Below are 22,276 nucleotides of genomic sequence, written 5' to 3'. Positions count from 1 at the left end.
CAGCAATTTAGGAAAAAATATCTAATTGAACGGCTGTCTTGTGAATTTTTAAATGACATGTGATAAAGTAAAGTTATTCAATTCACGTTTCAAGTCTTTTAGCAGAAAGTCTTAGGAGGAAGCAATATTTTGAACGAAGAAAACAAACAAAACGAAAATGACATTCAATCTGAAGCGAAGCAAGTCAAAACAGAGAAGAAAAGCTCTCTGTTTGAATGGGTTAAAGCCATTTTGATTGCACTTGCACTCGTCTTGCTCATCCGTACGTTTATTTTTGAGCCGTATGTGGTGGAAGGGGAGTCAATGGATCCAACCCTTCATGATGGGGAAAAGTTGTTTGTAAACAAAACCATTAACTATTTCGGTGGTGTCAAACGTGGAGATATCGTCATTATTAATGGAAAAGATGGTCAGAAAATTCATTATGTGAAACGATTGATCGGCCTTCCAGGAGACACGATTGCAATGAAGGATGACACCCTTTACATTAATGGTAAAAAAGTAGACGAACCTTATTTAAAAGAAAACAAGGCGCATGCGAAAGAGTATGAGGTGCATTTGACAGGAGATTTTGGTCCAGTGAAAGTACCGAAAAATAATTACTTTGTGATGGGAGATAACAGACTTAATTCCATGGACAGCCGAAATGGACTCGGACTCATTGAAAAGGATCGCATTGTCGGGACATCAGAATTTGTTTTCTTCCCATTTGGCGACATTCGACAAACACAATAAATGCACCCTTCTCCTGAGAAGGGTCGTTTTTAATTTGGCGTGAGCACCGTGACAATAATTACAATGGCTAAAACAGAAGCGAACACGGACCCGGTAATGGCTAACACGGATTGAAACAAACCGATCTTCTGATTTTCTTTTCCTCGCTTTTTTAAAAAGCGTTTTGAAAAGATGTGGACCAGTGTGTAATGAGGACAAGCCCAATATAAAGGCCAAAGTCCTTCGCGTTAAAGCCTGTTGCAGATAAATAAATGCCCATAAAAAAAATCAATAAACAGTATTCTATGAGTGTGAGTAATCTCAAATCGTACGAACTCCTTCAACTAATCATTCTCGCTTATTATACCATAATGGAAAAAAGCCTCTGTTCTTAGAGAGAGACGTTTCTATCAATCGTTATTCATGTTATACTTCATAATGATGAATGAGTGATGGAGGATTAATAAATGATTGCAGTGAATAATGTTAGTTTGCGCTTTGCTGATCGTAAACTATTTGAAGAAGTAAATATTAAATTCACTCCTGGTAACTGCTACGGATTAATTGGTGCCAACGGAGCTGGTAAATCAACGTTCTTAAAAATCCTATCTGGAGAAATCGAGGCTCAAACTGGTGATGTTCATATGAGCCCTGGTGAACGTTTAGCGATTTTAAAACAGAACCACTTTGAATACGAAGAGTTTGAAGTGTTAAAGGTCGTTATCATGGGTCATAAACGTCTATATGATGTGATGCAGGAAAAAGATGCGATCTATATGAAACCTGATTTCTCGGATGAGGATGGGATACGTGCAGCGGAGCTTGAAGGTGAGTTCGCTGAGTTAAACGGCTGGGAAGCAGAAAGTGAAGCAGCGATCCTATTAAAAGGTCTTGGCATTCCAGAAAGCCTTCAGTCGAAGAAAATGTCTGAGCTCGGCGGTTCTGAAAAGGTAAAAGTGCTATTAGCCCAAGCTTTATTCGGTAAACCTGACGTTCTTCTTCTAGATGAGCCAACGAACCACTTGGACTTACAAGCGATTCAGTGGCTGGAAGAATTCCTCATTAACTTTGAAAATACCGTTATCGTCGTATCGCATGATCGTCACTTCTTAAACAAAGTATGTACTCATATTGCGGATCTTGACTTCGGAAAAATCCAAATATATGTCGGAAACTATGATTTTTGGTATGAGTCTAGCCAGCTAGCGCTGAAACTAAGCCAAGAAGCAAACAAGAAAAAAGAAGAACAAATTAAGCAGCTCCAAGAGTTCGTTGCTCGGTTCAGTGCGAATGCTTCTAAATCGAAGCAAGCGACGTCAAGAAAGAAATTGCTTGATAAAATCTCTCTAGATGATATTAAGCCATCTTCACGTAAGTACCCGTATGTTTATTTTGCGCCAGAGCGTGAGATAGGGAATGATGTCCTTCAAGTAGAAGGCCTATCCAAAACAATCGATGGCGTGAAAGTACTTGATAACGTCAGCTTTATCATGAATCGGGAAGATAAAATTGCGTTCTTAAGTCGTAATGAGCTCGCTGTGTCTACTTTATTTAAAATCCTTGCTGGTGAGATGGAGCCAGACAGCGGGATGTTTAAATGGGGCGTCACAACATCTCAAGCCTTTTTCCCGAAAGACAATAGTGAATACTTTGAAGGAAGCGACTTAGATCTTGTTGATTGGCTTCGCCAATATTCTCCTAATGATCAAAGTGAAAGCTTCTTACGCGGATTCTTAGGTCGAATGCTTTTCTCTGGGGAAGAAGTAAAGAAAAAGGCAAGTGTCCTATCAGGAGGAGAAAAGGTTCGTTGTATGCTTTCAAAAATGATGCTGTCTGGAGCGAATATTTTACTGTTAGATGAGCCGACGAATCACTTAGATCTTGAGTCGATCACAGCGCTGAATAACGGTTTAATGAGCTTTAAAGGGGCAATGCTCTTCTCATCTCATGACCATCAGTTTGTTGAAACAGTCGCAAACCGTATTATTGAAGTAACGCCAAGTGGCATTGTCGATAAACAAACAACATATGATGAGTTTTTAGCAGATCAAGACATTCAAAAAAGACTTCATGAGCTTTATGGTTAATAATGAAGAAAAGACATCCACATGTCATGTCTCAGCGTGTAGACAAACGCTCGCATTCGTTGTCAGCCCTGCGTGCCGGTGCTCACGAATCTAAAATTCGCTCGTCCTTCCTAGACTTCAAAGGTTTTCAATCACGCTGAAAAGAAGACAAAGGGCTAAAATAAAGATTATTTTAGCCCTTTGTCAACAATCTAAGACATCCACATGTGATGTCTTTTTCATTTAAAAAGCCCAGTTTCCATTTCGGAAGATCGGATCACGTTTACCATCTTTTGTGATCCCATCTATATTCATTTCCTTCGAACCAATCATGAAATCGACGTGTGTAATGCTGCTGTTGACACCAGCTGCTTCTAATTCCTCACGTTTCATCTCTTTTCCGCCTTCAATATTAAACGCATAACCGCTGCCGATGGCAAGGTGGTTCGATGCATTTTCATCGTAAAGTGTATTGTAATAGAGAATATTCGAGTTTGAAATTAGTGAATCATCTGGTACGAGGGCGACTTCGCCTAAATAATGAGAGCCTTCATCTGTTTCAACCAGCGATGTTAAAATGTCTTCGCCTTCTTTTGCTTTTATATCAACAATACGGCCATTTTCAAAGGTTAAAGTAAATCCATTAATGATATTTCCGGCATAACTGAGTGGCTTTGTGCTTGATACAATACCGTTCACACTGTCTTTTTTAGGCACGGTAAACACTTCTTCTGTCGGCATATTGGCCATGAAAAATACGCCGCGCTCACTCACACTGCCAGCACCTACCCAAATATGCTGCTCTGGAAGCTCAATCGTTAAGTCTGTACCTGGTGCTTCATAGTGCAGTTTGTGGTAGTGACGCTCATTTAATAATTTTACTTTTTCATTTAGTGACTCATCATGCTTCTTCCAAGCTTCAACAGGATCTGGCTGATCAGCGCGAGCAACTTTAAAAATTTGGTCCCATAATAAAGCGACAGCTTCTTCATCTGCATGCTCTGGGAATATCTTTTTCGCCCAATCTTTTGATGCAGCACCTACGACCGTCCAAGCGACTTTGTCCGATTGAACGTATTGACGATATGTATGAAGTGCTGAACCAGCAGCCTTTTGCTGTGAAGCAATTTTTTTCGAGTCAATGCCTCGCAGAAGGTCAGGGCTTTCTGACAAGATGGTAATAAAGGTGCCACCTCGTTTTGCGATGGTTTCCATCATTTGAGATTCCCATTCAGGAAATTGCTGAAAAACATCTTGTGGTGCATGTTCATATTTTAAACGTGTAAGTACACCATCACTCCAGCGGATATGTACGTTTTTCGCCCCGCGCTCATAGGCGTGTTTTGCCACAAGACGAACAAGGTCAACAGACTCAGTAAATGCAGATACGACCACTTCTTGTCCTTTTTGAACATTCACACCGACTTCAACGATGGTCTTTGCATATTGATCTAGTTGTTTTTCGAATGAACTCATAAAAAACCCTCCTTTAGTCATGTTCATCATATCAGATTTATGACTGAAAAGGAAAATTGGGAATCTCTCTAAAGCAAATGAAAAAAGCCGCTTTCGTGCGGCTTTTTAGCGGTCCAGTTGTTTCACAGGCTGTGCATTAGAAGGGGGCATATGTGAAAACGACAGGCTCATTCCTCCTAAAATAATACCGGTTAGAATGACTGTGACAACCACCCGTTTACCTAAATCAAGTAACATGTTCTTCCTCCTTCACGTTTATCCATTTCACGATATGATCGAAATGATGAAAAAAGAAGTAGAAAAAGAAGATTATTTTAACGTTTTTTGCAATTTGTCGATAACTTCTAATGAACGACCCGTTCCAATGGCTACAGATTCAAGTGGATTTGCCGCAATATGAACTGGAACAACAATTTCTTGGGAGAGCCATTCTTGAATCCCATTTAAAAGAGCACCGCCGCCGGTTAAAATCACGCCGCGGTCTACGATATCGCCACTCAGTTCTGGAGGGCTGTCCTCTAACGTGGCACGAATCGCCTCTAAAATATGGAGAAGTGATTCTCTCATGGCGTCTTGAATTTCATGAGATTCAAGTGTAATCGTTTTTGGAAGACCTGTGACAAGATCCCGTCCACGCACCTCTAATGATTCAGGATCATGCTCAATAAGTCCATAACCAATCTCTATTTTCACCTGCTCAGCTGTCCGCTCTCCAATCAGTAGATTGTATTTCTTTCTCACAAACGTAATGATATCTTCATCCAGCTGATCTCCGCCAATACGAATGGAATGACAAGAGACAACACCGCCAAATGAAATGATTGCCACTTCTGTTGTTCCCCCGCCAATATCTACAATGACGTTCGCAACAGGCTCGTCTACTGGTAGATCAGCGCCGATTGCAGCTGCGACAGGTTCTTCAATTAAATGCACATGCTTTGCCCCGCAATTCTTCACAGCATCGCTGATCGCGTGGCGTTCGACAGCTGTTGAACCAGAAGGTGTGCATACAACCACGGTCGGCTTTCTATAGGTAAACCCAATATTTTTCCCTGCTTTTTTCATGATTTGTTTGAGTAAATCTGTTGTCATATCATAATCAGCGATGACACCGTCTTTCATCGGGCGAAGTGCCACAATTTTTCCAGGTGTTTTCCCAATCATCGCTTTTGCTTCTGCGCCGACTGCAAGCACAGTCTTTGTTTCTGTATCTACTGCAACAACGGAAGGTTCATTTAGAATAATTCCCTTGTTTTTACTATAAACCAATATGTTAGCTGTTCCTAAATCAATTCCAATTTCGGCATGTTGAAACATGTTTTCACCCAATCTCTATTTTTACTGTTTTAATCAATTTACATTTAAAAGTTCAAAGGATAGAGGTCATTTGTGGGGGTTTGTGATGATCTTGAAATGAATCTGTAAAATTGAAGTCTCATTTTGACAATCACAATAAATTTTCCCTTTGTTTTTTCTTTTATGGAAAAATTTTTTAAGTAGAAGAAACCTTTTGAGAGCCTCTTACGTCTACGATATATCAATTGGTGAAAAACAGATTGATCTTGAGCTAACGAAAGAAAGAGGGAACGAAATTGAAATCTATCGGAGTCGTAAGAAAAGTAGATGAACTAGGGCGTATTGTCATGCCAATCGAACTGAGAAGAGCACTTGATATCGCAATTAAAGACAGTATGGAATTTTTTATAAATGGAGAGAAAATCGTCTTGAAAAAATATCAGCCTCAAGGCGTTTGTCTCATGACTGGTGAAATTACTTCTAAGAATCAGCAATATGGAAATGGTCAAATCACATTAAGCGCTGAAGGCGCAGAACGACTGCTAAAAGAGCTTCAAGAAGCCCTTGAGCAGTAAATAAAAATAGCCTGCTCTCTTCCTTTGGCTGAGAACAGGCTATTTTTTCTGAAAAGTTTCTTAAAAATGCCGCATCACCCTCAAAAATCAAGTGGAAAATGGTACAATTGACAAAGAATCTCAGGGCGGAAGGTGGAATCATTTGAACAAAACATACCAAGTGCGGATCGTGTTATCTGCTCTTGCATTTATCTTAATTTTAAGCTGGGATTTCTTTTATTATCTAGGCGGCTATCACATTAATTGGCCGTTCGATCTAGCCTTCACTGTCGTTGTTTTAGCTGGTATTTGGATCTTCTCAGGCTATGTGGACCGGTTAAATTTACTTGTGTCGGATTTAAACAAAAGAGAGAAAGAAGCTCATGAACTGACAGAGCGGCTGAATCGAATTACAGATAACTTGCAAGAAATCGTCTTTGAAACAAATGAAAAGGGTCAAATCGTATTCTTAAATCAAGCATGGAAACAAATGACGGGTTACGACATAGAGGAATGTCTTGGGACGATGTACAATCAGTACTTTAATCAGGAAGAGCATGTCGTACAGCATTTGTTATCTGTTATAAAAGAGCATAAGGATGAGGGGCGAGTTGAACTGCAGCTTCTCCATAAAGACGGAAAGAAGGTATGGGGTGACGTTCATTATAAGCTCTACTTTGATGAGCAGCATCAGTTTACTGGTGGCATTGGAACAGTTGCTGATATCACGAAACAAAAGCAGGCAAAGCTCGAGCTTGAAAGATCTAATCAGCAATTGCAAATGCAGGCACAAAAGCTAGCGGTTGCAGGACAAATAGCTGCTGGGATTGCCCATGAAGTCAGAAATCCACTCACATCAGTCAACGGATTTTTGCAGCTGATGAAAACACAATATCCCGAAAGAACCGATTATTTTGACATTATCTTTTCAGAAATTAAACGGATTGATTTTGTTTTAAGTGAGTTGCTTGTGTTAGCAAAGCCTCAATCGGTCAACTTCCAAGAAGTACAGCTTCATGAGCTGTTAGAACAGGTCATTACCCTTTTAAAAACAAATGCAGTTCTTTCTAATATTGATCTCAAGCAGCCATTTAAAAAGCAGGATGCTGGGGTTATCTTAGCAGACGCCAATCAAATGAAGCAGTTATTCATTAATTTAATTAAAAATGCCATTGAAGCGATGCCTGAGGGGGGCTGCATATACATATCAACAGAAAAAATGATGAATGAATGGGAAATTACCATTCAAGATGAAGGAAAAGGGATGTCTGAAGAGGATATTCAGAAAATATATGACCCGTTCTTCTCAACCAAAAAAGAAGGGACAGGACTTGGTCTGACCATATGTGCGACGATTTTAAAGGATCATCACGGAAGAATGGATGTATCTAGTGAGCTAGGAAAAGGCACAGCCTTTCATATTTATTTACCTGTGTATCAAAAGAGCAGACAGAAGCAAGGCGAAAGGACTTGATTTGTGATGACGATGAAGACTTTATTTGTATATGGAACGCTTTTAAACATGAAGAGCATCACGAGGCGTATTTGACGTTAATAAGATAGACGAGCTAGAGGAGGGTGATGACATGCAGGAAATAGATGTCATGACTGATCATTGGTGCGACCTCATGGATTACGAGCGGATATGGTAGAAGACGGGGGAGAAACTGAGGGTGTTCTATATGAGGTGCCCTTTGATAGGTATTTGTACAAACGAGAGGGCGTATATGAGGGCACATATCTTCCAGCTTTTGTCGATGTCAAAATAGGTAATCAAATATATGACGACGGCTTAACTTTTCTCGTCTTACAAAAAAGTGAAGAAATCGCTCGGCCAGGTCATTATCGTATCGAGATAGAAAAAGGAGCAGACCTCTATTTAAGTGAGGCGTTTCCGTAAAAAAATTCGTTTTCTATGGATTCATTAATCAAATCATAGTAAAATGCATGGTAAGTGATATAAAAGGAGTCAGAACATGAAAAAGGAATATGCAGTCATTGGTCTTGGACGCTTTGGAGGAAGTATTTGCAAGGCGCTGAGTGAAGAAGGACTTGAAGTAATGGCCATGGATATGAATGAAGACCGAGTGAACGAATACGCTAAAATTGCGTCACATGCGGTGATCGGTGATTCAACGGATGAATCGGTTTTAAAAAATCTAGGGATTCGCAATTTTGATCATGTCATCGTCGCTATTGGAGAGAATATTCAGGCAAGTATTTTAACAACCATTATGCTGAAAGAGCTTGGCGTCAAAATGGTTACAGTGAAAGCACAAAATGACTATCATGAAAAGGTACTCAACAAAATTGGGGCGGATCGCATTGTTCATCCAGAGCGAGATATGGGCAAACGGATTGCACATAAAATCATTTCCAACAATGTGCTGGATTATTTAGAGTTGTCAGATGAGTATAGTCTCATTGAAATCGTTGCAAACACCAGACTTGCAGGGCATTCTCTTTTGGATCTCGATATTAGAGCGAGATACGGCATCAATATTGTGGCGATTAAGCGTGGGAAAGAAGTCATTGTTTCACCGTTAGCTGATGAAATGATACAAAAAGAGGATGTTCTCATCGTCATTGGATCAGTAGCAGATATTGGACGCTTTGAAAAACGAGAAATGCAGAACGAAAATTAAGCACTCCGAAAAGGGGTGTTTTTTATATGAATGTGTACATAACAAATGGACAGTAAAGGGTGAGAAAGAAAGTGAAAGGAGTTTATTTTTTTAGAAAAAGGAATGAAAAGAGCAAAAGTGATCAGCAACATTTTTCATGTAATTATCACATATTGAGAAATAAAAATCAGCCCTTTTATAAGGTTGATTGTCTCTAAATGTCATTGACTGGGCAAACAGATTCGTTTACGATAAGAAACATTATATTGTTAACTTGGAGGAGGCAGTGTCGTTGGATAAGGAGTTTTTAAGACGTCAAATTGAGGTAGCTGCAAAGAGAAAAAAGGCAGCCCTAGTGATTAAACATGCGAAGGTGATGGACGTGTTTAACCAGGAATGGATAGAAGCTGATGTCGCTGTTGAAAATGGAAAAATAGTGGGAATTGGAGAGTGCGAGGGAGAGCGGGAGCTAGATGCAGCTGGCCAAATGCTTGTACCTGGTTTTATTGATGGTCACGTTCATATCGAGTCCTCAATGGTCACCCCTGTTGAATTCTCCAAAGCTGTCGTTCCTCACGGTGTGACAAGTGTCGTAACAGACCCGCATGAAATTGCCAATGTTTCAGGTATTGCAGGAATTCGTTTTATGATGGAAGAAGCAAGAAAAGCTGCCTTAAATATATATTTCATGCTGCCATCCTGTGTGCCAGCAGTCAGTTTTGAACGATCAGGTGCTACTCTAAAAGCGAAAGATTTAAAGCCTCTTTATCAAGAGAAGGAGGTTCTTGGTCTTGCCGAGGTCATGGATTATGTCGGGGTGGAGCAGGCGGAAGAAGATATGCTTCAAAAACTGCTTGATGCTCAAAAAGAGAATAAATTGATTGATGGACATTTGGCAGGCTTAACGGACCGATTAATTAACGTGTACCGGACAGCCAATGTGCAAACAGATCATGAGGTGACAACGGCTCAGGAGGCCCTTGAACGTGTAAAACGCGGCATGTATGTCATGCTGAGAGAAGGGTCTGTCGCCAAAAACGTGAGAAACGTTTTACCCGCTGTTAACGAGAAGAATGCGAGACGCTTTTTCTTTTGTACCGATGATAAACATCTAGATGAATTAATGGCTCAAGGAAGTATTGATGAACAAGTACGTATGTCCATCAAAGAAGGATTGAATCCCTTCTTAGCGTATCAAATGGGGAGTTTAAACGCAGCAGAGTGTTTTGGCCTTAAAACAAAGGGAGCGATTGCACCAGGCTTTGACGCGGATTTTATGCTCATTTCTAACCTGCAAGAAGTAGATATCACAAGCGTCTTTATTGCAGGACAGTTGGTCTCCCAGCATGGGGAATATCAGCTAAGTGTAGAAAAAATTGCACCGAGTTCTGTATTATTGCAATCTGTACACGCTGTGGATGTTCAAGGTCAAGATCTTGCACTGCCTATGACAGCCCATCAAAAGATGAACGTCATTCGGATTATTCCGAATCAGCTTGAAACAAAATTAGAACAAGTATTTCCTTCAGAAATCAATGGACAATTTACTAGTGATATAGAAAGAGATTTATTAAAAATGGTGCTTGTAGAACGTCATCAAGGTCTATCTGAAATGGGGATAGGGATTGTCAGTGGGTTCGGCTTAGAAAAGGGTGCCATTGCAACAACTGTAGCGCATGATTCTCATCATTTAATTGCTGTCGGCACAAATGATGATGATATGACGAAAGCCATTGAGACGTTAAAAGAAGCTGGTGGTGGTTTGACCGTTGTAAAAGATGGACAGCCTCTTCATACGCTTCCATTACCGATCTCTGGTCTATTATCAGATCAACCCGCACATGTGGTAAAAGAAAGCCTTCATGCACTCCATGAAGTGTTAAAAGAAACGGGTTTCGATTTAGACTTTAATCCATTTTTGACGTTATCCTTTTTGGCACTTCCAGTCATTCCGGATGTAAAAATGACGACAAAGGGATTGTTTGATGTCAGAAGCTTTCAGCATCTTCCCATTCAATCATAAAATGAAGAAAGAAGCCGCATTCTCAGGTATCTTCGTATATGTGGTTTCTTTAAATATTGACGAAAAAAAGAGACACAGCCTAAGGGCGTGTGTCTCTTTTTTTATTACACTTCCATAATAATCGGTAAGATCATTGGGCGGCGTCTTGTTTTTTCATAAAGGAAAGGTGCAAGAGTGTCAGTAATTTCGTTCTTAATTTCTGACCATTGTGTCGTCTTGCGTTCCATTACTTTTTCAAGATGCTTTGAAATTAAATCCTGTGCGTCATTAATGAGATCTCCAGATTCTCTCATGTAGACAAAGCCTCTTGAGATTAAATCAGGACCAGCAGAAATTTTGAATTCTTTCATGTCCATGCTGACGACAACAATGACAAGACCTTCTTCTGAAAGAATGCGGCGGTCTCTTAATACGATGTTGCCGATATCGCCAATACCGCTTCCGTCGATATATACGTTGCCTGATGGAATTTTGCCAGCGACACTTGCTTCGTCACCTTTCAGTGCAAGCACTTCACCGTTATCCATGATAAAGCAGTTTTCCTCAGGAATTCCGCAATCATTCGCAAGTTTAATATGCGTTTTTTGCATGCGATATTCACCGTGAATCGGCATGAAGAATTTTGGTTTAATCAAACGGAGCATCAGCTTTTGCTCTTCCTGTCCACCGTGACCCGATGTATGAATATTATTCAGTGAGCCATGAATGACCTCAGCACCAGCACGATAAAGCTGGTTAATGGTACGGCTTACGCTAATATTATTACCTGGGATCGGAGAAGATGAGAACACAACAGTGTCTCCAAGATTAATGGAAATCTGGCGGTGTGTACCGTTGGCAATTCGGGAAAGAGCTGCCATCGGTTCACCTTGGCTACCAGTACAAAGAATGGTGACTTTGTTTGCTGGAAGACGATTGATTTCATTATGTTCAATGAACGTGTTTTTTGGACATTTAATATAGCCGAGTTCTTGTCCAATATCAATTGCAGACTCCATACTACGTCCGAATACAGCTACCTTTCGGCCGTTGGCGACAGCAGACTCAATCACCTGCTGAAGTCTGTGAATGTTGGATGCAAAAGTTGCAAAGATGATACGTCCATCTACTTTTCTGAAGATGTCATCAATACTTTCACCTACGCGTCTTTCAGACATCGTAAATTCTGGGATTTCACTGTTTGTACTGTCAGATAAAAGACAAAGAACGCCTTCTTTACCGATCTCAGCCATTTTCGTTAAATTGGCAGGCTCGCCAACAGGGGTAAAGTCAAACTTGAAATCACCTGTATGTACGATGTTACCTGGAGGTATCTTAACGACAATTCCATAAGAATCTGGAATACTGTGCGTCGTTCTAAAGAAAGACACAGCTGTTTTCCTAAATTTAATGATATCTTCTTCTTCAAAAATGTGTAGCTTCGTTTGTCTTAGTAGACCATGCTCTTCCAATTTGTTACGAAGTAGGCCGATTGCGAGTTTGCCTCCGTAAACTGGAATATTTACTTGCTTGAGAAGGTAAGGGATACCGCCGATGTGGTCTTCATGTCCGTGAGTAATGAAAAGACCTTTGATTTTATCTTCGTTTTTAACTAAATACGTATAGTCAGGGATGACGTAATCAATCCCAAGAAGCTCATCTTCAGGGAACTTAATACCAGCATCAATTAAAATGATTTCATCTTGAAATTGAACGCCATACGTGTTTTTACCGATCTCGCCTAATCCGCCTAGCGCAAAAACTGCCGCCTGATCGTTTTTAACAAATTTCATTCCTCTCATAGCTCCAATACTTTAAAATTTTCACTTTCTCGTTCATAGTCTAAAAAAGCACCGTCTACAGGCTGAATGAATTCAATATTGTAGTTATGTTTTTTCAACTTTTCGCGTACGTCTCTTTCAGAAACCGCCTCAACGTATAGTGAATCTGTGTTTTCTCTTACAGGTACCTCCGTAGTACTTGCTTGAAAGAATACCTTATATATCATCCAAATCTCTCCTTAAATACCGTATGTTACACTCGCTTATTCTATTATATTAAAAAAACGCGCATAAGAAAAGTCTCAGAGAAAAAAGGACCTTCAGCAAATGTACGGAAGATCCTTTTAAGCAATCGATTTTTTACGAAGCATGTCCTTCCATTGTCTTCGAATTTTCTTACGCAGACGACGAAGCATCACAGGTCGCCTCCTTTCAGTATGAGGTTAAGGTTATATGAAACAGCGAATTCCGTTCTCTCTTTATACTTGTATTATATGATGTTTCCATTAAATGTTACATGGTTATATGTGGGAAATGGGCTTTTAAAAGGAAGTGGTTTCGTCAGCGGGAATCTTTCTGTATGATGAAGGGGATAGGGTATACATAACGAGAGACAGGTGACGAGATATGAATAAAAAAATTATCTTCTTTGATATCGACGGAACTTTATATGATCATGATAAAAAAATACCTCAATCAACGAAGCGAGCTGTTCGTTTATTAAAAGAAAAAGGGCATCATCTATTCATTGCATCCGGCCGTTCGCCTTTTCTGATTCAACCTATTTTAGAAGAATTAGCGCTTGACTCATTTATTGCTTATAACGGTCAATATGTCATGTATGAAGGACAAGTCATTTACCGTAACCCGCTCAAACAGAAGCTGATGGAGCAAATATACGAGACTGCGGATGATCATGATCACCCGCTTGTTTTTATGGGGGAAGAAACGATGAAGGCCTCTGTCCCGAATCATCCGTTTATCCATGAAGGGATCGGAACCTTAAAAGCAGAGCATCCCGAGCATGATTTGTCTTTCTTTAAAGAAAATGAGATTTATCAGATGCTTCTATTCTGTAAGGCAGAAGAGGAAAATCAATATGAGGCACTCCGTAAAGGGATTGACCTTGTCAGATGGCACGAGCTGTCAACAGACGTCTTGCCAAAAGGCGGATCAAAAGCCGAAGGAATTAAAAGAGTCATTGAAAGACTGCCTTACGATCAAAAGGATACGGTTGCTTTTGGAGACGGACTGAACGATAGAGAAATGATTTCGTTTGTTGGAACAGGCGTTGCCATGGGAAATGCCGTGAGTGAATTAAAAGCATTGGCTGATTTTGTGACGAAACGAGTGGATGAGGACGGCATATTCCATGCAGTAACCGAATTAGGCTTCATTGAAGAATGAAAAAAGAAGACCCGTTGATTGTTGGGTCTTCTTTTCATTAAGATTTGCCAATCGCAACAGCATTGTCTGGCTCGGCGAATGGCCGATCCTTTTCAATATGATCATAAAACATAATGCCATTTAAATGGTCAATTTCATGCTGAAAGACGATAGCTGGGAATCCCTTTAAGCGGATATCAATGTATTCGTCTTCAAGCGTTGAGGCCTTGACCCTGATCTTTTCGTAACGCGGGACAAATCCAGGGATGGACTTATCAACAGATAAGCAGCCTTCTCCAGTAGCTAAATAAGCTCTTTTGACTGAATGACTGACAATACGAGGATTGAAAAGAGCATAGCTGTATAGATGACCGTCCTCATCCTCACAGTGAACAGCAATCATTCGTTTACTAATATTGATTTGCGGAGCTGCTAGTCCAACGCCGGGTCTTAGTCCATATTTTTCAGCAATGTCTTCATCCTGACTATTTTTGACAAATTCGATCATGTCAGCTAGTTGCTGTTTATCCCGCTCTGTTGGCGGGAGTTCGACCGCTTCAGCGGTTTGTCTTAGGACGGGATGCCCGTCTCGTACGATATCATCCATGGTAATCACAAAACTTCACTCCTATTTCCTTTGTATGTAAAGTATATAAAATGATACACAACATATGCAATGAAATAAAGAAGACCGGTCGTCAGAGACCGGTCAGAGGTTTAGAGAGCCATTAGCAGCAGCCACCACCGCCGCCGCCTAAGAATGCTGCGCCTACAATGATCAATAGGATGAAAAGGACGACGATTAAAGCGAATGTACGTCCACCACCATATCCGTATCCACCACCATAACTTGGATAGCAGCAGCCACCGCCGTATCCATATCCGTAACCGCCGTATCCACCATACATACTTCCATGACTAAAATTAGACATACTTTTGACCTCCTTTGGAAATACACTCGGCCTCTCAGAAGTAAAGGCGAAGCGTGTAATATAAACTATGTATGAATACACTATTTGTATAGTCATGAGCCTATGGCATGAAAAAAATCTTCTTCAGCCTACTCTCTTTCCTTGTCACAAAAGACGATAGAAATTATAGTGGTATGTGGAGATGTAAAGGGGGACCCTGGAATGAGACAGGTGAATAGAAGCAGCAAAGCACGTGCTACTTTGGCGGGGATATGTGTCCTTGTTTTGGCCGGCTGCGGAGGGCAAAGTCCGCTCAAGGACATGCAAGATGCCATGACGAAAATGAGTGAAAAAGAGGCCTTATTTGAAAAAGAGCAAGATACATTGCAAAGGTATGAAAAAAAAGAGCAGCAGCTGTATTCTAAGATGGTTCAGACAACGAAGGACCATACAAAAACAGTATCAAGTTATTCTGACCAGGCATTAGCATCGGCAACGAAGCGTGAAGAACATTTGAAAACAGAAAAAGACAGTATGGATCAATCGAAAAAAGAATTTCAATCTGTAAAGGAGTCTGCCGGGCGGATAAAAGATGCAGCATTAAAAGATCAAGCAGATCAAACGGTGAAATTAATCGAGAAGAGATATGCGTCATACGATCAGCTATACCGTGAGTATCAAAAGGCGCTGAAACTAGATCAGCTTTTGTATCAATCCTTAAAAAAGAAAGATAAAGGATACGAGGATCTGAAATCCAAGCTGAAGACAGTGAATCGTTCTTACAGCAAAGTCAGAAAAGAAAGCAAGAAGTTCAATCAATATACAGACCAATTGAATGAGCATAAAAAGGCTTTATACAAAGCAGCAGATAAAGAGGCGAAAAATAGCTGAAAAGAAGACAAAGGGCTAAAATAAAGATCACTTTAGCCCTTTGTCAACAATCTAAAAGAGCTGAAAACAGCTCTTCTTTTATTTTTCGACAAAAACAAACATTTGCTATTGTAGTACAGTAGCAAAGTCTATACTATTACAGTTTTTGCTGTTTGTTAAACAGATTGATACAGTTCTCTATAAAAAGTAAAGCGAATACATTTATTTAAATAAAGCCGTTAAATCAATTGACGGACTATTTTTCTTGTTGTAAACTATTCTTTGTTAACAGAAGTTGTATTAGTTTTTTGTGAACTATCATTAATACAGTTGAAGAACTCAAAAGCGAGCGATCGTCCGATGTTTCGACAACGATCTTTGTGGCTATTATATACAGGAGTCATATGAGTATTTTGGGTTATCCTAATCTGTATGTATAAATGGATTCACGACAAATTGACTGTTAAAAGAAAGGAAGAGGTGACTTTAGAATGGCTGCAAAAACAAAAAAAGCAATTGTTGATAGCAAAAAGCAATTTGATGCCATCAAAAAGCAGTTTGAAACATTTCAAATTTTAAACGAAAAAGGCGAAGTCGTAAACGAAGTGGCAATGCCGGATCTTTCAGATGACCAATTAAAAGAATTAATGCGCCGTATGGTGTTTACACGAGTATTAGATCAACGTTCAATTTCATTGAACCGTCAAGGACGTCTAGGTTTCTACGCACCAACAGCTGGACAAGAAGCTTCTCAACTTGCAACTCACTTTGCACTTGAGAAAGAAGATTTCATTCTACCGGGATATCGTGATGTACCACAATTAATCTGGCATGGTCTTCCACTAACAAAAGCTTTCTTGTTCTCTCGTGGACATTTTGTTGGTAACCAAATGCCTGAAGATGTGAATGCACTTTCCCCTCAAATCATTATTGGTGCACAAATCATCCAAGCTGCTGGTGTAGCTCTTGGATTGAAAAAACGAGGTAAAAAAGCTGTTGCAATCACTTACACTGGTGATGGTGGAGCTTCACAAGGTGATTTCTATGAAGGCATTAACTTTGCAGGAGCTTACAAAGCCCCAGCGATTTTTGTTGTCCAAAACAACAGATATGCGATCTCTACGCCTGTTGAAAAGCAATCTGCTGCTCAAACGATTGCACAAAAAGCAGCAGGAGCTGGTATTGTCGGCGTACAAGTTGACGGTATGGATGCATTAGCTGTATATGCAGCGACTGCTGAAGCTCGTGAGCGTGCTGTAAATGGTGAAGGTCCAACATTAATCGAAACTCTTACATTTCGTTACGGCCCACATACAATGGCTGGTGACGATCCAACAAGATATCGTACAAAAGAAGATGAAAACGAGTGGGAGCAAAAAGATCCATTAGTTCGCTACCGCAAATTCTTGGAAAACAAAGGCCTATGGTCTGAAGAAGAAGAGAATAAAGTCATCGAAGATGCAAAAGAACAAATCAAACAAGCAATCAAAGAAGCTGACGAACAGCCTAAGCAAAAAGTCACTGACTTGATTGAAAACATGTACGAAGTTCAACCATACAACCTAGTTGAACAGCTTGAAATTTACAAACAGAAGGAGTCGAAGTAAGCCATGGCGCAAATGACAATGATTCAAGCGATCACTGATGCGTTACGCACAGAACTGAAAAATGACGAAAACGTTCTCGTTTTCGGAGAAGACGTTGGTGTAAACGGCGGCGTATTCCGTGCGACTGAAGGATTGCAAAAAGAGTTTGGTGAGGATCGCGTATTCGATACTCCACTTGCTGAATCTGGTATTGGCGGTCTTGCAATTGGCCTTGGACTACAAGAATTCCGCCCAGTAATGGAAATTCAATTCTTCGGATTCGTTTACGAAGTATTAGATTCTGTTTCTGGACAAATGGCTCGAATGCGTTACCGTTCTGGCGGACGCTGGCATTCTCCAGTGACAATCCGTTCTCCATTCGGTGGAGGGGTTCATACACCTGAGCTTCACGCGGACAGCTTAGAAGGTCTTATCGCACAACAGCCTGGTATCAAGGTTATTATTCCTTCAACACCTTACGATGCAAAAGGACTATTAATTTCTGCAATTCGCGACAACGATCCAGTTGTGTTCCTTGAGCATATGAAACTTTATCGCTCTTTCCGTCAGGAAGTTCCTGAAGAAGAGTACACAATTGAAATCGGTAAAGCTGACGTGAAACGTGAAGGTTCTGACCTTTCTATTATCACTTACGGTGCAATGGTTCACGAATCACTTAAAGCTGCTGAAGAACTTGAAAAAGAAGGCGTTTCTGCTGAAGTGATCGATCTTCGTACAGTCAGCCCGCTTGATATTGAAACAATCATCGCTTCTGTGGAAAAAACAGGTCGTGCGATCGTTGTTCAAGAAGCACAAAAACAAGCGGGTATTGCTGCAAACGTAGTAGCTGAAATTAATGATAGAGCAATCCTTAGCCTGGAAGCACCAATACTTCGTGTAGCTGCACCGGATACTGTATTTGCTTTCTCTCAAGCTGAAAGCGTATGGCTTCCAAACCATAAAGATGTACTTGAAACAGCTAAGAAAGTTCTTGAATTTTAATTAAATGATAGTGGGGGAAAAGAATTTATTTCTCTTCCCCTTTATCAATTTACATGATGGTGTAATGATTACACAAAAAGGGTTCAATAAAATCTAGGAGGCGAAAAACAGTGGCATTTGAATTTAAACTTCCGGACATCGGAGAAGGTATCCACGAAGGTGAGATCGTTAAGTGGTTTGTAAAACCAAACGACGAAATCAATGAAGATGACGTTTTAGCAGAGGTACAAAATGATAAAGCAGTTGTAGAAATTCCTTCACCTGTTAAAGGAAAAGTATTAGAATTAAAAGTTGAAGAGGGAACAGTTGCAACTGTAGGACAAACAATCATTACGTTTGATGCACCTGGTTACGAAAATCTTCAATTTAAAGGCAGCGAAGAAGAAGGCGAAGCGAAAACTGAAGCTCAAGTACAAGGTACTGCTGAAGCTGGTAACGAGCCTGAAAAGAAAGAACTGGCTCAAGAAGAAGCGGCAGCAGCAACTGGTGCTGGCGCACAAGAGCAAGTAGATGCCGATCCAAACAAACGCATCATCGCTATGCCTTCTGTACGTAAATATGCTCGTGAAAAAGGAGTTGAAATTTACAAAGTTGCAGGTACTGGTAAACATGGCCGTGTCTTAAAAGAAGATATCGACAGCTTCGTTAATGGTGGTTCTGCAAGTCAAGAAGCAGCACCTCAAGCAGCTGAAAGTGTGAAAGAAGAAGCAACTCCAAAAGCGGCAGCAGCTCCAGTTCTAGAAGGAGAATTCCCAGAAACTCGCGAGAAAATGAGCGGAATCCGCAAAGCAATCGCGAAAGCAATGGTGAACTCTAAGCATACAGCTCCTCACGTAACATTAATGGATGAAGTTGATGTAACAAACCTTGTTGCACATCGTAAACAATTCAAACAAGTTGCAGCTGATCAAGGAATCAAGTTAACTTACTTGCCTTACGTTGTAAAAGCTCTAACTTCTGCTTTGAAAAAGTACCCAGTACTTAACACTTCTATTGATGATAAAACAGATGAAGTTGTGCAAAAGCATTACTACAACATCGGAATTGCAGCTGATACAGAAAAAGGCTTGCTTGTTCCAGTTGTGAAAAATGCAGATCGCAAAGCAATTTTCGAAGTATCTAACGAAATCAATGAGCTTGCAACAAAAGCACGTGATGGTAAATTGGCTCCGGCTGAAATGAAAGGTGCATCTTGCACAATCACTAACATCGGTTCTGCTGGTGGACAATGGTTTACGCCAGTCATTAACCACCCTGAAGTAGCGATCCTTGGTATTGGCCGTATCGCTGAAAAAGCGGTTGTTCGTGATGGCGAAATCGTTGCAGCTCCAGTCTTAGCTCTTTCCCTAAGCTTTGACCATCGTATGATTGATGGAGCTACTGCGCAAAATGCCCTTAACCACATCAAGCGTTTATTGAATGATCCACAATTAATTTTAATGGAGGCGTAATGTTATGGTAGTAGGAGATTTCCCAATCGAAACAGATACTCTTGTCATCGGTGCAGGTCCTGGTGGATATGTAGCTGCTATTCGTGCTGCACAGCTTGGACAAAAAGTAACAATTGTTGAAAAAGGTACGCTTGGCGGTGTATGTCTAAACGTCGGCTGTATCCCTTCAAAAGCGTTAATCAATGCTGGCCATCGTTTCGAACATGTAAAGCATTCTGAAGACATGGGTATCAAAGCTGAAAACGTAACAGTTGACTTTACAAAAGTTCAAGAGTGGAAAGCTTCTGTTGTTAACAAATTAACAGGTGGAGTTCAAGGTCTTCTAAAAGGAAATAAAGTCGACATCGTAAAAGGTGAAGCTTATTTCGTAGACAGCAACTCTGTACGTGTCATGGATGAAAATTCAGCACAAACTTACACGTTCAAAAACGCAATTCTTGCAACTGGATCTCGTCCAATTGAATTGCCTACATTTAAATACACTGATCGTGTGATCAACTCAACTGGTGCTTTGGCACTTAAAGAAGTACCTAAAAAGTTAGTTGTGATCGGAGGTGGATACATTGGTACTGAGCTTGGAACGGCTTATGCAAACTTTGGAACTGAAGTTATCATCCTTGAAGGTGGAGACGAAATCCTTCCAGGCTTTGAAAAGCAAATGAGCTCTTTGGTGAAACGTAACCTCAAGAAAAAAGGAAACGTTGAAATCCATACAAACGCCCTTGCAAAAGGCGTTGAAGAAACATCTGATGGTGTTACTGTTACTTTCGAAGTAAAAGGTGAAGAAAAAACAGTTGATGCAGACTACGTTCTTGTAACAGTTGGTCGTCGTCCAAATACGGATGAGCTTGGCCTTGAGCAAGTTGGTGTTGAATTGACAGATCGCGGAGTTGTTAAAACTGACAAACAATGCCGTACAAGCGTATCGAACATCTATGCAATTGGTGATATCGTTGATGGACCACCACTTGCACACAAAGCTTCTTACGAAGGTAAAATTGCAGCTGAAGCAATCGCTGGAGAGCAAGCTGAAATTGATTACCTTGGTATTCCTGCTGTTGTATTCACTGAGCCAGAACTTGCAACTGTTGGATACACTGAAGCAGAAGCAAAAGAAGAAGGAATCGAAATCGTTGCAGCCAAATTTCCATTCGCAGCAAACGGACGTGCACTTTCTCTTGACGCAACTGATGGCTTCATGAAAATCATCACTCGGAAAGAGGATGGTCTAGTCATCGGTGCACAAATTGCGGGTGTTGGGGCTTCTGATATGATTTCAGAGCTTAGCCTTGCAATTGAAGCTGGCGTGACTGCTGAAGATATCGCAATGACAATTCACGCTCACCCAACACTAGGAGAAATCACAATGGAAACGGCTGAAGTAGCAATTGGAAGCCCAATCCATATCGTAAAATAATAAACCTATCAAATTTTTAGAAAGTATTCTTCCTTATGAATGAAGTGACCCCTGTCAAGTAGACAGTGTTAAAAAGACACTAAGCAGCCTGAGTCCTGTATTGATATGGGCTCAGGCTGTTTGATATAAATATATAAGTGGAAGGCACATTTCATTAATTTGTATTCATACGGTCTAATGCATGACATAAGGGCGATAAGATATCCTTTTTACTTCGGACATTTCCCTCAACCTTCACAATGACTTTATCATTATTGACAAGTAAAATAGCCGGTAACTCGTCTACTTCATTTTTCCAACCTTTACGATCCTCTTTCACAATCATCTTTGACATTTCCTTTGGGTACTGATTTTTTAAATCGAGCACTGCATCATAATAAGGACTTTCTTTATCAAGGTTTTCTGCATCAGTAAAAAAGAGAATCCTCGGTTTTTGAATATGATGGAGTTGGTCTGTCTGATTCGGTATGATATACGCAAATGAGCATGAACTAAATACAAAGAGCATAGGGAATATAATGAGAAGTGTCCTCATAAAATTCAATCTATTCACCTCAAAATCCTTTGGGGTTGTACCAACATTTTTAGGAGCTGATTCTTTGTTAGCCAATCTAGTGTATCACGTCCGTTTTCACAATCTTCAATTGTTACTCAATTGTTATAGAATTGATATGAAGCAAAATACAATTGAAACGTTCCCTCAATATGATGAGGAAAAAGCATATATTTATAAAAAATGATTAAATGTGTCATACAATTAACCGTTGACAACTTAAATATGACATCATATTATAGAGATAAGAAATACATTAAACGTTTTCAAACTATGAGTGAAGAAAAGGGGAATGTACGTGTACGTGGGTACAATTATTTGTCAAGATTGCAATGAAACCATTGATCAATTTGAGAATGAAAAAGTGACAACGCTTTATGGAACGTGTGGTCACTGTCATTGCTGTGATGAAGCCTCTGAATAAATAAAAAAGCATGCAGCTCCCTACGGGGCTGCATGCTTCAGCTTGTAGACAAAGTCTACAAGCTTTTTTGTATAATAAGGGTAATAACACAATTCTGCGGGGGATGAACATGTTATCGAAACGTGAAGAAGAGAGAAGAAATCAATTAGAAGTAGTGGCTTTA

The 22,276-nt window shown here is 40.2% G+C and carries 21 protein-coding genes and 2 pseudogenes; 14 read left to right on the top strand and 9 right to left on the bottom strand.

Annotation, left to right across the window (positions count from 1 at the left end; all coding sequences use genetic code 11):
* Window positions 1–162: 162 nt before the first annotated feature.
* Entirely contained in the window at window positions 163–735 is a 573-nt protein-coding gene (gene lepB / locus WAX46_RS06290) for a signal peptidase I (RefSeq protein ID WP_226567066.1), read from the top strand.
* Window positions 736–764: 29 nt separating this feature from the next.
* Here the strand turns inward: lepB and WAX46_RS06285 are convergent.
* Window positions 765–1,039: pseudogene (locus WAX46_RS06285) on the bottom strand (hypothetical protein).
* A 142-nt stretch (window positions 1,040–1,181) separates the two neighbouring features.
* Here WAX46_RS06285 and WAX46_RS06280 point away from each other — a divergent pair.
* Complete coding sequence (locus WAX46_RS06280) at window positions 1,182–2,801, top strand: ABC-F family ATP-binding cassette domain-containing protein (RefSeq protein ID WP_336493517.1); 1,620 nt, start codon at window positions 1,182–1,184, stop codon at window positions 2,799–2,801.
* Between the two features lie 222 nt (window positions 2,802–3,023).
* On the opposite strand, the gene WAX46_RS06275 is transcribed toward WAX46_RS06280, so the two are convergent.
* The 3 genes from WAX46_RS06275 to mreBH all read right to left on the bottom strand — a co-directional run bounded on the left by WAX46_RS06275 (window position 3,024) and on the right by mreBH (window position 5,573).
* Complete coding sequence (locus tag WAX46_RS06275; RefSeq protein ID WP_336493516.1) at window positions 3,024–4,256, bottom strand: aminopeptidase; 1,233 nt, start codon at window positions 4,254–4,256, stop codon at window positions 3,024–3,026.
* Between the two features lie 105 nt (window positions 4,257–4,361).
* The gene (locus WAX46_RS06270; protein ID WP_226566989.1) at window positions 4,362–4,493 is read right to left on the bottom strand and encodes a protein YkpC; all 132 of its coding nucleotides are present in this window, start codon (window positions 4,491–4,493) and stop codon (window positions 4,362–4,364) included.
* A gap of 72 nt (window positions 4,494–4,565) precedes the next feature.
* On the bottom strand, window positions 4,566–5,573 hold the full coding sequence (mreBH, locus tag WAX46_RS06265; RefSeq protein ID WP_226566988.1) for a rod-share determining protein MreBH: 1,008 nt from the start codon (window positions 5,571–5,573) through the stop codon (window positions 4,566–4,568).
* Window positions 5,574–5,848: 275 nt separating this feature from the next.
* Here mreBH and WAX46_RS06260 point away from each other — a divergent pair, with 275 nt between their 5' ends.
* From WAX46_RS06260 to ade, 5 genes and pseudogenes are all read left to right on the top strand, one after another.
* Window positions 5,849–6,127 (top strand): AbrB/MazE/SpoVT family DNA-binding domain-containing protein, encoded by a 279-nt coding sequence (locus tag WAX46_RS06260; protein WP_226566987.1) that lies wholly within the window; start codon window positions 5,849–5,851, stop codon window positions 6,125–6,127.
* A 142-nt stretch (window positions 6,128–6,269) separates the two neighbouring features.
* Entirely contained in the window at window positions 6,270–7,580 is a 1,311-nt protein-coding gene (locus tag WAX46_RS06255) for an ATP-binding protein (protein WP_226566986.1), read from the top strand.
* Between the two features lie 138 nt (window positions 7,581–7,718).
* A pseudogene (locus WAX46_RS06250) lies at window positions 7,719–8,006 on the top strand (gamma-glutamylcyclotransferase); the annotation flags it as partial.
* A 76-nt stretch (window positions 8,007–8,082) separates the two neighbouring features.
* Window positions 8,083–8,751 (top strand): potassium channel family protein, encoded by a 669-nt coding sequence (locus tag WAX46_RS06245; RefSeq protein ID WP_336493515.1) that lies wholly within the window; start codon window positions 8,083–8,085, stop codon window positions 8,749–8,751.
* A gap of 271 nt (window positions 8,752–9,022) precedes the next feature.
* Window positions 9,023–10,753: an adenine deaminase gene (gene ade / locus WAX46_RS06240; RefSeq protein WP_226566984.1), complete on the top strand. Its 1,731-nt coding sequence runs from the start codon at window positions 9,023–9,025 to the stop codon at window positions 10,751–10,753.
* Between the two features lie 104 nt (window positions 10,754–10,857).
* On the opposite strand, the gene rnjA is transcribed toward ade, so the two are convergent.
* Together rnjA and WAX46_RS06230 are read right to left on the bottom strand one after the other, a co-directional pair.
* A complete protein-coding gene (gene rnjA / locus WAX46_RS06235; protein ID WP_336493514.1) occupies window positions 10,858–12,525 on the bottom strand; it encodes a ribonuclease J1 in 1,668 nt (555 codons plus the stop codon).
* A gap of 5 nt (window positions 12,526–12,530) precedes the next feature.
* Entirely contained in the window at window positions 12,531–12,740 is a 210-nt protein-coding gene (locus WAX46_RS06230; protein WP_226566982.1) for a DNA-dependent RNA polymerase subunit epsilon, read from the bottom strand.
* 400 nt (window positions 12,741–13,140) lie between these two features.
* Here WAX46_RS06230 and WAX46_RS06225 point away from each other — a divergent pair, with 400 nt between their 5' ends.
* Entirely contained in the window at window positions 13,141–13,920 is a 780-nt protein-coding gene (locus tag WAX46_RS06225) for a Cof-type HAD-IIB family hydrolase (RefSeq protein WP_226566981.1), read from the top strand.
* 37 nt (window positions 13,921–13,957) lie between these two features.
* Here the strand turns inward: WAX46_RS06225 and def are convergent, their stop codons facing one another.
* A complete protein-coding gene (gene def, locus WAX46_RS06220) occupies window positions 13,958–14,515 on the bottom strand; it encodes a peptide deformylase (protein WP_336493513.1) in 558 nt (185 codons plus the stop codon).
* A gap of 112 nt (window positions 14,516–14,627) precedes the next feature.
* Window positions 14,628–14,807, bottom strand: a complete 180-nt coding sequence (locus WAX46_RS06215; protein WP_226567065.1) for a YjcZ family sporulation protein — start codon at window positions 14,805–14,807, stop codon at window positions 14,628–14,630.
* A 225-nt stretch (window positions 14,808–15,032) separates the two neighbouring features.
* Between WAX46_RS06215 and WAX46_RS06210 the strand changes: the two genes are divergently transcribed.
* The 5 genes from WAX46_RS06210 to lpdA all read left to right on the top strand — a co-directional run bounded on the left by WAX46_RS06210 (window position 15,033) and on the right by lpdA (window position 21,136).
* A complete protein-coding gene (locus tag WAX46_RS06210) occupies window positions 15,033–15,701 on the top strand; it encodes a YkyA family protein (protein ID WP_226566979.1) in 669 nt (222 codons plus the stop codon).
* A 470-nt stretch (window positions 15,702–16,171) separates the two neighbouring features.
* The gene (pdhA, locus tag WAX46_RS06205) at window positions 16,172–17,287 is read left to right on the top strand and encodes a pyruvate dehydrogenase (acetyl-transferring) E1 component subunit alpha (protein ID WP_226566978.1); all 1,116 of its coding nucleotides are present in this window, start codon (window positions 16,172–16,174) and stop codon (window positions 17,285–17,287) included.
* A gap of 3 nt (window positions 17,288–17,290) precedes the next feature.
* Window positions 17,291–18,268 (top strand): pyruvate dehydrogenase complex E1 component subunit beta, encoded by a 978-nt coding sequence (gene pdhB / locus WAX46_RS06200; RefSeq protein WP_336493512.1) that lies wholly within the window; start codon window positions 17,291–17,293, stop codon window positions 18,266–18,268.
* A 110-nt stretch (window positions 18,269–18,378) separates the two neighbouring features.
* Complete coding sequence (locus WAX46_RS06195; protein ID WP_336493511.1) at window positions 18,379–19,719, top strand: dihydrolipoamide acetyltransferase family protein; 1,341 nt, start codon at window positions 18,379–18,381, stop codon at window positions 19,717–19,719.
* Window positions 19,720–19,723: 4 nt separating this feature from the next.
* On the top strand, window positions 19,724–21,136 hold the full coding sequence (gene lpdA / locus WAX46_RS06190) for a dihydrolipoyl dehydrogenase (protein WP_226566975.1): 1,413 nt from the start codon (window positions 19,724–19,726) through the stop codon (window positions 21,134–21,136).
* A gap of 154 nt (window positions 21,137–21,290) precedes the next feature.
* Here lpdA and WAX46_RS06185 read toward each other — a convergent pair whose 3' ends face one another.
* Window positions 21,291–21,671, bottom strand: a complete 381-nt coding sequence (locus WAX46_RS06185) for a hypothetical protein (RefSeq protein WP_226567064.1) — start codon at window positions 21,669–21,671, stop codon at window positions 21,291–21,293.
* Window positions 21,672–21,993: 322 nt separating this feature from the next.
* Between WAX46_RS06185 and WAX46_RS06180 the strand changes: the two genes are divergently transcribed.
* Window positions 21,994–22,113, top strand: a complete 120-nt coding sequence (locus WAX46_RS06180) for a GapA-binding peptide SR1P (RefSeq protein ID WP_003212464.1) — start codon at window positions 21,994–21,996, stop codon at window positions 22,111–22,113.
* Window positions 22,114–22,276: the final 163 nt, after the last annotated feature.

The sequence above is a fragment of the Bacillus sp. FJAT-53060 genome (assembly GCF_037104745.1).
GTDB classification, from domain to species: domain Bacteria; phylum Bacillota; class Bacilli; order Bacillales; family Bacillaceae; genus Bacillus; species Bacillus stratosphericus_B.
This window is presented reverse-complemented; position numbering and strand designations above follow the sequence as displayed.